This window comes from Sulfitobacter sp. 1A13421 (assembly GCF_043557285.1).
Taxonomy (GTDB): Bacteria; Pseudomonadota; Alphaproteobacteria; order Rhodobacterales; family Rhodobacteraceae; genus Sulfitobacter; species Sulfitobacter faviae.
Genome location: NZ_JBIFFQ010000002.1, coordinates 410,226 through 422,464 on the forward strand (window position 1 = coordinate 410,226; position 12,239 = coordinate 422,464).

Genomic DNA, 12,239 nt, shown 5'->3' on the forward strand with positions numbered 1-12,239 from the left:
GTCATTCCTCGCGCAGCAGCACCGCCGAGATCGGGACCAAGGCCACATCGCTCGCGCGGTCTTGCAGCCCCCAGAGCAACAGGGCGGAGACGGTATCGGGGCGCAGGCGGCCCAGCATGATCACAGCACCCTCCTGCCCCGCTTTGAAGGCCGCTTGATCCAGAAAACGCCGGATCACCCGGGCTGACTGGTCCTTGCTGTCAAAATCGCGAAACACCGGATCGGCAGGCACACCCGCCTTGCGCGCCAGCTTGGGCATGGTGTTAAGCCCCTTGTCCTGCGTGACCAACCCGTGGCCTGATTGCGCGAGGATATCGGTCACCTGATCGGCCAGCGCGCGGCTGCCTTGGAAGCCGCTTTCGGTGCCTTCCAACACCCCCACCACCGGGCCAATCTGGTCGAGCGTGGCGCCAAATGCGGTCTCGGCATCGCTGGGCTGCGCGCCCTGCGGCAGGTCGACCATGGCCAAGACCTCGAACCCAGCCTCGCGGTAGGTTTCCACCCGCTCGGCGGCATCCGGCAAGGTGCTATCGACGGCGAAACTCAGCGGATAGGGAAAGCTGCGCAATGCGGCCAACCCGGCGCTGCCCGCGGTGACCGAGGTGCCATCGTCGATCAACACCACGCTCATCAGCGGCTTGCCCTCGGGCAAGTCCACGGCGAGGCTGTTGGCCACCACGGGGCGCGGGTCTTCATTCACGATTTCGTCAGCTTCAGCGGGCTCTGCCACCGCCTCTGCACCGGGGCGGTTGATCACGACGCCTGTATCTCGCTCGGTCAGGCTGGTCGCTGGTGTACCGATGGCCGGGCGGCTGTCTGCTTCGGTTTCAGTGGGGTCTGGGGTGACTTCGGTAACCTCCGTCTCTTTCAGCGGCGCAGGGCTCGCCCCCCCGATGTTTTCCGGATCAGGCACCGGGGAAGACAGGTCAGCCTCAGCGGCCTCCGCCTCACCGCGAGGCACGTCTTCGATCGCTCCGGATTCAGCCTCCGGCTCTTCAACCACGACCTCTTCCGCCGGCAGGGTGATCGCCTCCTCCTCTTCGACCTCCGGCGCGGCCATGCCCTGTGGCGCGTCAAAGGCCCCTTCAATATCCGCCACATCCGGCGCGGGCGGCTGCGCGGGTTCGGTGCTGATCGAAAGCTCATCCGCCGCGGGCGGCGCATCAGGCGCTGTGGCCTGCGGATTGGGCATGACAGGCTCTTCCGCGCCAGGCGACATCGGCGTCTGCCCCTCGGGGGCCGCGGGGGTGCTGAGCCCCTCCGCACCGCCAGTCTCTGGCAGGCTGGCGGAGGTCTGTGTGTCGGGGTCGAGCGCGGCGAGGCTGTCTTGCTGCGGCACATCCGCGCGCGGCGCGGGGGCGTTCAACACCGGCGCGCTATCGCGGCTGCGCGCCCGCTCGCCTGCATCCGTCACGTTGATCCGCGCTGGCGCGGGGCCAGATCCGGGCGCATCGCCCACCTGCGGCGGCAGCGGCAAAGGCATCATCAGCGACACCGCACCGGCCACACCGATGCTTGCCACACCGCCCCAAATCAGCCCGCTCAGAACTCCGCGTGCCATCTGCGCTACTCCTGCTGTCTGCGCCATGGCCAGAAAGCCCGGCGTTCCCCTCAATTGGCTTGCCCCAAACTCTTGACGATGGGGTTCAAGCCTGAACATGTATGCGAAAACCTATACCGCGCTCCGGCGCGGTTTCTCCAGTCCTAATACAAAGAAATGCCTGCCTGTGCTGCTGCTCATCGATAACTACGACAGCTTTACCTATAACTTGGTCCACTATCTGGGCAGCCTCGGGGCGGCTGTGCAAGTGCACCGCAACGACGCGCTCAGCGTGGACGAAGCGATGGCCATGAACCCCGCCGGTATCCTGCTGTCTCCCGGCCCCTGCGACCCCGACCAAGCGGGAATCTGCCTAGAGCTGACCCATGCCGCCGCCGCCGCGCGGGTGCCGCTTCTGGGCGTCTGCCTTGGCCATCAAACGCTTGGCCAAGCCTTCGGCGGTAAGGTCGTGCGCGCGGATGATATCGTGCATGGTAAACTGGGCCAGATGCAGCACGACGGGCGCGGCGTTTTCGCCGGGCTCCCCTCGCCCTTCGGGGCCACGCGCTATCACTCGCTGGTGGTCGAACGCGCGAGCCTGCCCGATTGCCTTGAAATCACCGCAGCGCTTGAAGATGGCACCATCATGGGCCTGCAACACCGCGAGTTGCCGCTACACGGCGTGCAATTCCACCCGGAATCGATCCGGTCCGAGCATGGCCACGCCCTGTTGCAAAACTTCCTGAACGAGATGAAGGTCCCGGCATGAGTAGCGCGCTGAAACCCCTGCTGGATGCCGCCGCGAACGGGCCGCTGACCTCGGATCAGGCCGTTGAAGCCTTTGAAATTCTGTTCGAGGGCGAAGCGACCCCCAGCCAGATCGGCGGGTTCCTCATGGCGCTGCGCACACGGGGCGAAACGGTCACCGAATATGCCGCCGCGGCACAGGTCATGCGCAGCAAATGCAACGCCGTCCGCGCGCCCGAAGGCGCGATCGACATCGTTGGCACCGGCGGTGACGGCAAGGGTACGCTGAACATCTCGACCGCCGCCGCCTTCGTGGCTGCGGGCGCAGGCGCTGTCGTGGCGAAACATGGAAACCGCAACCTCAGTTCGAAATCAGGTGCTTCCGACGCGCTGTCGCAACTGGGGATCAACGTCATGGTCGGCCCCGCGGTGGTCGAGCGTGAATTGGCCGAGGCCGGTATCGGTTTCATGATGGCGCCCATGCATCACCCTGCCGTCGCCCATGTCATGCCGACCCGGTCCGAACTTGGCACCCGCACGATTTTCAACATCCTCGGGCCACTGACCAATCCGGCAGGGGTCAAACGGCAGCTGACCGGCGCCTATACCCGCGATCTGATTGAACCGATGGCGCTGACACTCAAGCAGCTCGGCTCGGAAAAAGCATGGCTTGTGCATGGCTCCGATGGCACGGATGAGCTGACCATCACCGGCGTCAGTTGGGTCGCAGCACTGGAAGACGGTGTCGTCAACCTGCGCGAATTGCACCCCGAGGATGCGGGCCTGCCGGTCCATCCGTTCGAGGCAATCGCCGGGGGCGAGCCTGCCGAAAACACCAAACATTTCAAAGCGCTCCTCGACGGGGTTCCATCAGGCTACCGCGACGCGGTGCTGCTGAACGCAGCCTCTGCTTTGGTGGTGGCCGACGTGGCCCCGGATCTGAAAACCGGCGTTGAGATGGCCCGCGAAAGCATCGACAGCGGCGCGGCGCGTGACCGGATCGAAAAAGTGGCGCAGATCAGCCAGTCGGCATGACGCCTCCCAGCCTCACCGCCCTTGGCGCATGGGCCGAGCTGCCCTTTTTTGCCGAGGATTGGCCACGTATCGCCGAGCAGCTCGCCGTGGATACGAGGGTGATCCTACCGCCCGCCCCGCAGATATTCGCCGCACTTGAGCATCTGCAACCGTCAGCTGTGGAGGTGGTGATCCTTGGCCAAGACCCCTATCCGACACCCGGCCACGCCCATGGCTATGCCTTCTCAGCCGAGCCGGATGTGCGCCCCATTCCCCGCTCCCTTGTCAATATCTTCAAAGAGTTAGACGCCGATCTTGGCGCATCACCGCAAGACCCAGACCTGCGGTTCTGGGCCGATCAAGGGGTTCTACTGCTCAATAACGTGCTGACCGTTCCGGCGGGCTGCGCGCATGGGCACGCGAGGCTCGGATGGCAAAAGTTGACCGCTCAGGTGCTCAACCGTCTTTCTGATCGCCCCCGCGCCTACCTGCTTTGGGGGGCGCATGCGCAAAAGGCGGCGGCAGAGGTCGATCCGGCGCGCAACCTGAAGATAGAGACGCCGCACCCTTCACCGCTGTCAGCAAGGCGCGGCTTCTTCGGCTCACGCCCCTTCAGCCGCGTGAATGACTGGTTGCAGGGCCAAGGCAAGCCCGGCATACATTGGACAAAGCCGTGAGGAAGCCATGACCGCCACAATTCTTGAAAAAATCAAAGCCTATAAGCTGGACGAAATTGCCGCTGCCAAGGCCGAAAAATCGCAGGCAGAGGTCGAAGCTGCGGCCCGCGCGGCCCCGCCAGTCCGCCCCTTCGCGCAGAGCTTGCACAAAGCCTCCCGCGAGGGCTACGGCCTAATCGCCGAGATCAAAAAAGCCAGCCCCTCCAAAGGTTTGATCCGCGAAGATTTCGAACCCGCCGCCCTCGCCCGCGCCTATGCCGCAGGCGGCGCGACCTGCCTCTCGGTCCTTACCGACACCCCGAGTTTTCAGGGCGCGAAGGAATTCCTCGTCGAGGCCCGCGCCGAATGCGATCTACCGGTACTGCGCAAGGATTTCCTTTACGATCCCTATCAGGTCGCCGAAGCGCGCAGCCTTGGTGCCGACTGCATCCTGATCATCATGGCCTCCGTCTCTGACGCGCAGGCCGCGGAACTTGAGCAAGCCGCAGATGAATGGGGCATGGACGCGCTGATTGAGGTTCATGACGCAGAGGAACTCGCCCGGGCCGAAAAGCTCAACAGCCGCATGATCGGGATAAATAACCGCAATCTCAACACCTTCGAGACCTCTCTTGATGTGACGCGCCAACTGTCAGAGGCCGTCCCTCACGACCGTATGCTGGTCTGTGAATCCGGCCTCTACACCCCAGCGGACCTCGCCGATATGGCTGTCTACGGCGCGCGCTGTTTCCTCATCGGCGAAAGCCTGATGCGGCAGCAAGATGTCGAACAGGCCACCCGCGATCTGCTCGCCAACCCGCTCGTTCCCGGAGGGATGTAATGGCGCTCACCCATTTCGACGCCGAGGGCGACGCCCATATGGTCGATGTCTCGGGGAAAGCCGTGACTTCGCGGGTGGCTAAGGCTGAAAGCTACATCAAGATGGCGCCGCAAACGCTTGATATCATTACTGAAGGCCGCGCCAAGAAGGGGGATGTTCTGGGGGTCGCACGGCTTGCCGGGATTATGGCGGCCAAACGGACGGCAGACCTGATCCCGCTTTGCCATCCTCTGCCGATCACCAAGGTGAGCGTCGATCTGACTCCCGACGCCGCACTCCCCGGCATTCGCATTCTCGCCACTGTCAAAACCACTGGCCAAACCGGGGTTGAGATGGAGGCCCTCACCGCGGCCTCCGTCACCGCCCTCACCGTCTATGACATGGCCAAAGCCGTGGATAAGGCGATGGAGATTGGCGGCACGCGGGTCGTTCTGAAAGATGGCGGTAAATCAGGCCGTTACGAGGCGACATGATCAGCGTCGAAGCGGCTTTGGAAGCCGTCCTGAACCTTGTCGCTCCTTTGGAAACCGAAGAAGTTGCGCTGCGGGCCGCCAATGGCCGTGTCTTGTCGCAGCCCGTGCGCGCGCAGCGCAGCCAACCGCCCTTTGCCGCTTCCTCTATGGACGGCTACGCCCTGCGCCGCGCCGAAGTCGAACCGGATGCGATGTTCAAAGTCGTCGGTGAAGCCGCGGCGGGCCATGGCTATGCGGGTACGCTGCGGGCCGGACAAGCCGTGCGCATTTTCACCGGCGCGCCGGTGCCCGAGGGCGCCGATTTTGTGGTGATCCAAGAAGATGTGACCCAGCGGGGTAACCTTATCACCCTCGGCCACAGTATTGATGACAAAGACAATATTCGCCCCGCTGGCGGAGACTTCACCAAAGGCGAATACCTAATCGCCCCGCGCATTTTGCGCCCTGCCGATGTGGCGCTGCTGGCTGCGATGAACGTGGCACAGGTGCCTGTCACCCGCAAACCCATCATCGCGATCCTCGCCACCGGGGATGAATTGGTGCAGCCCGGTGAAAACCCCGGCCCCGACCAGATCATCGCCTCCAACAGCTACGGGCTCGCCGCGATGTTCGAAGAGGCGGGCGCCGAAGTGCGCATGCTGCCCATCGCGCGGGACACGACAGCATCGCTCAAACAGGCCTTCGCCCTGGCCCGCGGCGCGGATTTGATTGTCACCATCGGCGGCGCGTCGGTGGGCGATCATGACCTCATCGCGCCCGTGGCGGCTGAGCTTGGCATGGAGCAGTCTTTTTACAAGGTCTCGATGCGCCCCGGCAAGCCGTTGATGGCAGGTAAGATCGGTGATGTCGCGATGATCGGGCTGCCGGGAAACCCAGTTTCCGCAATGGTTTGCGGTGCGATCTTCGTGTTGCCTATGCTGCGGCGCATGCTCGGGCTGACCGAAGTCCATGCTGTCATACGCGAAGCCCCCCTTGGACGCGAGATTGGCCCGAATGGGCCGCGTGCGCATTACATGCGCGCCCATCTTCGGGATGGCGCACTCCAGCCGGATGATCGGCAGGATTCGTCTCTTCTATCCGTGCTCGCGCAGGCTGATGCGCTGATGATCCGCCCGCCTAATGAACCGGCGCGCAAGGCGGGCGATTTGCAAAAGTACATCTTGATTTAACGCCAACCCACGGTTGACACAAAACAAGAACATCCCTAGAACAAAAGCAATAAAAGCTTCAGGGGCCGCGCGATGCTGACCAAAAAACAACTCGATCTGCTTTCTTTCATTCATCAACGCGTGCAGCGCGACGGCGTGCCGCCCAGCTTTGATGAGATGAAACTGGCGCTCGACTTGCGGTCGAAATCCGGCATCCACCGGCTGATCACGGCATTGGAGGAGCGTGGCTTCATCCGCCGCCTGGCCCACCGCGCCCGTGCGATCGAAGTGGTCAAGCTACCCGAGAGCCTAGGCGGTGCGCCCGGTTTCGCCCCCCGCGTGATCGACGGGGATCGGCCCGACGCCCCGCCGCCGCCTGCGGCGCAACCGGTCACCGCGCATCACGCGTTCGATGTGCCGGTCATGGGCCGGATTGCTGCCGGTGTCCCGATCGAGGCGATCTCCCAAGTTTCCCATAGCGTTACGGTGCCCGGCGGGATGATCGCTGGTCAGGGGGAGCATTACGGCCTCGAAGTGCGCGGCGACTCGATGATCGAGGCGGGTATTAACGATGGCGATATCGTGGTGATCCGTGAAACCTCCGTCGCCGACAATGGTGATATCGTGGTGGCTTTGGTTGAAGATCAGGAGGCGACGCTGAAGCGTTTCCGCAGACAAGGGTCTTCGGTCGCCTTGGAAGCCGCTAATGCCGCCTATGAAACGCGGGTGCTGCCTTCGGACAAGGTGAAGGTTCAGGGGCGACTGGTCGGGTTGATCCGCACCTACTGACGCTGCGAGCGGCTGTTCCACAAGCGTGCCCCGGCGCGGTCTTTCGCGGTGGTGACTTCCCAACCCTGCGCTGATTTATTGAGCGCGATTGCACCAGTTTTCCGCAGCCGCAGGGGATCGTAGACTTGGCAGCCCCAATCTCGGTCGGTTGCCATATCGGCGGACGCGACCACGACATCCTCGGGCTGGCAGCCGCTGAAGGCGGCGACCGCCCGTTTTCCTGACAAATGGATGATACCTGCCTCTTGGCCCGCCCATTTTTGGGCAGCCACGGCTTGATCCGCCCCATCGCCATCATTCTCCAGCCAATTGCGCGCGACGAAACCTGCGGCTTTGTCTTTGCTGAGCGCCCGGCCCGCCGGCGTCATGACACCCACAAGCGTTCCCGTGTCGGCGATGAGCACGTCAGGGCGTGTGGTTCCTTGCCAGAGGGCGAAAGACAGCATGATCGCGGGCAAGCCGAACCAACGTAGATGACCTTGCCACAGGACGAGCCAGAGAAACCCGAGCGACAAGAGCGGCAGCACCCATCCCCCCGGCCCCGGCACGAAGCTGCGCGCGCCGGGCAGATGCGCCACCACATCCGCGACCGATAGGATCCAATCAAGGCCCAGCCCCATCGCCCAAAGCGGTATTCCTTCACCGCCGAAGGGCGCAAGGATCGCCGCCAGCACGGCGGCGGGGATGACCAAGACCCCCATCAAGGGGACTGAGAGCAGGTTCGCGACCAATCCATAATGCGCGATCGTGTTGAAATGCGCGGCGGATATGGGCGCGGTGGCGATGCCTGCGACGGCGGAAGAGATCACCACCGCGGCAACGGGGCGGAGGCGTTTGGAAATGACCTCACCTTCGAAATCGCGGATCCAGCCAAAGACGGCGACGAGCGCCGTTGTTGCGGCGAATGACATCTGAAACCCCGGCCCCATCAGCGCCTCGGGCCGCAGGGTCAGGACGATGATGCCCGCGATGGCGACAGCGCGCAGGGAGATCGCCCGCCGCCCGATTATCAGGGCGCATAGCGCCACGGCGCACATGACATAGGCCCGCTCGGTCGCGACATTTCCGCCTGACAGCGCGAGGTATCCGGTGGCGGCGATCAGAGCGGCCCCCGCGGCGATGCTTCGGCTTGGCCAACGGGTGGCGGTGACCGGATGCAACGCGAGAAGCAGGCGCGCTGCGCCGAAGACAACTCCGCTGAGCAACCCCATATGCAGGCCCGAGATCGCCAGTAGATGCGCCAAATTACTGCTGCGCAGGTCTTGCAGGGCGTCTTGCGAAATGGCGCTGCGGTCGCCGGTGGTGATGGCGGCGGCGAAACCGCCGATATCGCCGGGAAGATGGGCGCGTACCCGCGCGGAGGCCGCCATGCGCAATCGAAAGAGGATCAGCGGGATGCCCCCTTCCAAGGGGTCCGCAATGCCTAGGAGCGGCACGCGGGTGTAGCCCACCGCGCCCAACTCGGCAAACCAAGCATGGCGCTGAAAATCAAAGCCGCCCGGCTCGACCGGGCCTGCGGGTGGCGACAGATGCGTCGTGGTCATCACCTGCATGCCGGGCCGTGGCGTAATTGCGCCGGGGAGCGTCGAATGGAGTGAGACGCGCACCCGGGGCGGCGTGCGCGCGGGCGGCACCCGATCCAACCGGACCTGATCGAGCGTCACGCGGGGCGCGTCGGACTGGCTTCGGTCAAGCGCCACGACACGCCCCTCGACCGGGCCATAGTAGCGCCAGCCAAGAACCGGGGCCGCCACCGAATGCGCCCGAAACGCCGCCAGCAGCAGTCCCAGCAGGACCAAAGCCGCGGCGACAGCAAAGGGGGCCGTGACCTCAGGCAGCGCCCGCGCGACGACCGCCAGCACGACCACGACACATGCGACCGCCGCCAACATCACCCCCGAAGGCTCCAACCGCAGCGAAAAATACCAGCCGATCCCCAAGGCGAGGCAGACCGGCACCCAGCAAAACAGATGCCCGCGCTGGCGCAGCATCACGGCGCTGAACTGGTTCCAAAGGCCCATGCTTGCCCCCGCGGATCGCACTGGGTAGACAGGCGTCAAATCTTAGGACCGGGATGGTTACCAATTGGTAAACGCCGCTCCGAACACCATATCTCTGACCGAAAGGCCCTCCGCCATGAACGCCCCTGTTGTGACCCGTTTCGCCCCTTCTCCCACCGGGTTCCTGCATATCGGCGGGGCGCGGACCGCCCTGTTCAACTGGCTCTATGCGCGTGGCCGGGGGGGTAAATTCCTGCTGCGCATCGAAGATACCGACCGCGCGCGTTCCACCCCCGAAGCGACGGCGGCGATTCTGCAGGGCATGTCGTGGCTCGGCCTCGATCATGATGGCGAGATCGTGAGCCAGTTCGAGAATGCCCCGCGCCACGCGGAAGTCGCGCAGGAACTGCTGGCCGCCGGCAAAGCCTATAAGTGCTTCGCCAGCCAAGAAGAAATCACCGCCTTTCGCGAGGCGGCCAAGGCCGAGGGGCGCAGCACGCTCTATCGCTCCCCTTGGCGGGATGCCGATCCGGCGAGCCACCCGGACGCGCCTTATGTCATCCGCATCAAGGCGCCGCTGGAAGGCACCACTGTAATCCGCGATCAGGTGCAGGGCGATGTCACCATCCGCAACGACCAGCTCGACGATATGATCCTGCTGCGCTCGGACGGCACGCCGGTCTATATGCTGGCCGTGGTGGTGGACGATCACGACATGGGCGTGACCCATGTGGTGCGCGGCGACGATCACCTCAACAACGCCGCTCGCCAGATGATGATCTATGAGGCGATGGGCTGGGACGTGCCGGTTTGGGCGCACATCCCGCTGATTCACGGCGCGGATGGCAAGAAGCTGTCGAAACGTCACGGCGCCTTGGGTGCGCAGGAATATCAGGTGATGGGCTATCCCGCGGCGGGCATGCGCAACTACCTCGCCCGTCTGGGCTGGAGCCATGGGGATGACGAATTCTTTACCGATGCACAGGCGCAGGAGTGGTTCGATCTGGACGGGATCCGCAAAAGCCCCGCGCAATTTGACCTGAAAAAGCTGGAAAACCTCTGCGGTCAGCATATCGCACAGGCCGATGATGCCGCGCTGCGGCGCGAGATCGAAGCCTATCTTGAAGCGGCAGGAGAGCCCGCGCTGACCGAAGGTCAGGCCGAGGGGTTGGAACGGGCAATGTATTGCCTCAAAGATCGCGCGAAGAAGTTCCCAGAACTGCTTGAAAAAGCGGCCTTTGTCTTGGCCGATCGCCCGATCACGCCAGATGAGAAAGCGGCAAAGAATCTCGATACGGTATCCCGTGGCATACTGTCGGAATTGACGCCGCAATTGCAAAATGCTAGCTGGAACAAAGAGACGCTGGAGGAGGTACTGAACGGCTTTGCTGCCGCGCATGACACCAAATTTGGCAAGCTGGCGGGGCCGCTTCGGGCGGCCTTGGCTGGCAGGGCAGTCACCCCATCGGTTTTTGACATGATGTTGGTGCTGGGGCGCGATGAGACCCTTGCCCGACTGACGGACGCCGCGGCCTAAGTTTTGGTTCACCACTTCTTTGGGCGGCAGGTATAACTGAACGGGACAGCCCCATATGGGGCTAGGCCCAGACGGCGGGGGCATCTCCGCAGCCTACATTCGGGAAGGGATTTCATGACCAATAACAATAAAACCGCAACGCTGACGATCGACGATCAAAGCTTCGATCTGCCGATTCACAGCCCCACTGACGGGCCCGATGTTGTCGATATCCGCAAGCTCTATGGGCAGGCGGGTGTCTTTACCTATGACCCGGGCTTCACCTCGACCGCGGCTTGCGACAGCACGATCACTTTCATTGATGGTGACAAAGGCGTGCTGCTGCACCGGGGCTACCCGATTGAGCAGCTGGCCTCGAAGTCGCATTACCTCGAAGTCTGCTACCTGCTGCTTTATGGTGAGTTGCCCTCCCCCAAGGCGCTGGAAGATTTCGAGTGCTTGGTGACCAACCACACCATGCTGCACGAGCAGATGATGAACTTCTTCCGCGGCTTCCGTCGCGATGCGCATCCGATGGCGATCATGGTGGGTGTGGTTGGCGCAATGTCGGCCTTCTATCACGACAGCACCGACATCAACGATGAGCACCAGCGCGAGGTCGCCACGATCCGCCTGATCGCCAAGATGCCAACGATCGCGGCGATGGCCTATAAATACACCATCGGCCAGCCCTTCGTCTATCCGCGCAACGATCTCGACTATGCGTCGAACTTCCTGCGCATGTGCTTTGCCGTTCCGGCCGAAGAGCATGAGGTCAACCCGATCCTTAGCCGCGCGATGGACCGGATCTTTACGCTGCACGCCGACCACGAGCAGAACGCCTCGACCTCGACCGTGCGTTTGGCATCGTCTTCCGGTGCGAACCCCTTCGCCTGTATCGCCGCTGGCATCGCCTGCCTCTGGGGCCCGGCGCATGGTGGCGCGAACCAAGCCTGCCTTGAGATGCTCAAGGAGATCGGCACGCCAGATCGCATCCCTGAGTTCATCGCCCGCGCCAAGGACAAGAACGACCCCTTCCGCCTGATGGGCTTTGGCCACCGCGTCTACAAGAACCACGACCCGCGCGCGACCGTGATGAAGGAAAGCGCCGACGAGGTGCTCGAACTGCTGGGCGTAGAGAACAACCCGATCCTTCAGGTTGCGAAGGAGTTGGAGAAAGCCGCGCTGGAGGATCCGTATTTCGCGGAAAAGAAGCTCTTCCCGAACGTGGATTTCTATTCCGGCATCATCCTCGAAGCGATGGGCTTCCCCACGTCGATGTTCACCCCGATCTTCGCGCTGGCGCGGACCGTGGGCTGGATCTCCCAGTGGAAAGAGCAGATCAGCGATCCGCAGCTCAAAATCGGCCGTCCGCGTCAACTGTACCTCGGCGAAGACAAGCGCGATTACGTCGATATCGAGAACCGCTGAGGCGACCTTCATACACCATGCAAACGCCCCGGATTTCCGGGGCGTTTCGCGTTTCTCCCGCCACTGCCCACAATACCTATGATT

11 protein-coding genes are annotated in these 12,239 nt (G+C 63.3%); 9 read left to right on the top strand and 2 right to left on the bottom strand.

The window, feature by feature from the left end:
- Position 1: 1 nt before the first annotated feature.
- On the bottom strand, positions 2–1,561 hold the full coding sequence (locus ACGYLI_RS05780) for a divergent polysaccharide deacetylase family protein (protein WP_394417980.1): 1,560 nt from the start codon (positions 1,559–1,561) through the stop codon (positions 2–4).
- Positions 1,562–1,727: 166 nt separating this feature from the next.
- Here ACGYLI_RS05780 and ACGYLI_RS05785 point away from each other — a divergent pair, with 166 nt between their 5' ends.
- The 7 genes from ACGYLI_RS05785 (at position 1,728) to lexA (ending at position 7,208) form a co-directional block, all read left to right on the top strand.
- Positions 1,728–2,309, top strand: a complete 582-nt coding sequence (locus ACGYLI_RS05785; RefSeq protein WP_394417983.1) for an anthranilate synthase component II — start codon at positions 1,728–1,730, stop codon at positions 2,307–2,309.
- Entirely contained in the window at positions 2,306–3,322 is a 1,017-nt protein-coding gene (gene trpD / locus ACGYLI_RS05790) for an anthranilate phosphoribosyltransferase (protein WP_394417986.1), read from the top strand. Before ACGYLI_RS05785 ends, trpD begins: the two co-directional genes overlap by 4 nt.
- Positions 3,319–3,978 carry a uracil-DNA glycosylase gene (locus ACGYLI_RS05795; RefSeq protein ID WP_394417989.1) on the top strand — a complete coding sequence of 220 codons (660 nt, stop codon included), beginning with the start codon at positions 3,319–3,321 and terminating at the stop codon, positions 3,976–3,978. The genes trpD and ACGYLI_RS05795 overlap by 4 nt, the downstream gene beginning before the upstream one ends.
- A 7-nt stretch (positions 3,979–3,985) precedes the next feature.
- Positions 3,986–4,798, top strand: a complete 813-nt coding sequence (trpC, locus tag ACGYLI_RS05800) for an indole-3-glycerol phosphate synthase TrpC (protein WP_271687133.1) — start codon at positions 3,986–3,988, stop codon at positions 4,796–4,798.
- Positions 4,798–5,271, top strand: coding sequence for a cyclic pyranopterin monophosphate synthase MoaC (gene moaC, locus ACGYLI_RS05805; protein ID WP_394417992.1), 474 nt, complete (start codon positions 4,798–4,800; stop codon positions 5,269–5,271). The genes trpC and moaC overlap by 1 nt, the downstream gene beginning before the upstream one ends.
- Complete coding sequence (gene glp / locus ACGYLI_RS05810; RefSeq protein ID WP_394417995.1) at positions 5,268–6,440, top strand: gephyrin-like molybdotransferase Glp; 1,173 nt, start codon at positions 5,268–5,270, stop codon at positions 6,438–6,440. The genes moaC and glp overlap by 4 nt, the downstream gene beginning before the upstream one ends.
- Before the next feature lie 72 nt (positions 6,441–6,512).
- Positions 6,513–7,208 carry a transcriptional repressor LexA gene (lexA, locus tag ACGYLI_RS05815; RefSeq protein ID WP_394417998.1) on the top strand — a complete coding sequence of 232 codons (696 nt, stop codon included), beginning with the start codon at positions 6,513–6,515 and terminating at the stop codon, positions 7,206–7,208.
- Here the strand turns inward: lexA and ACGYLI_RS05820 are convergent.
- Positions 7,202–9,229, bottom strand: a complete 2,028-nt coding sequence (locus ACGYLI_RS05820; RefSeq protein WP_394418001.1) for a ComEC/Rec2 family competence protein — start codon at positions 9,227–9,229, stop codon at positions 7,202–7,204. The genes lexA and ACGYLI_RS05820 overlap by 7 nt on opposite strands.
- 115 nt (positions 9,230–9,344) lie before the next feature.
- Between ACGYLI_RS05820 and gltX the strand changes: the two genes are divergently transcribed.
- Both gltX and ACGYLI_RS05830 read left to right on the top strand, forming a co-directional pair.
- Positions 9,345–10,745, top strand: coding sequence for a glutamate--tRNA ligase (gene gltX, locus ACGYLI_RS05825; protein ID WP_394418004.1), 1,401 nt, complete (start codon positions 9,345–9,347; stop codon positions 10,743–10,745).
- Between the two features lie 114 nt (positions 10,746–10,859).
- Positions 10,860–12,155, top strand: a complete 1,296-nt coding sequence (locus tag ACGYLI_RS05830; RefSeq protein ID WP_271691449.1) for a citrate synthase — start codon at positions 10,860–10,862, stop codon at positions 12,153–12,155.
- Positions 12,156–12,239: the final 84 nt, after the last annotated feature.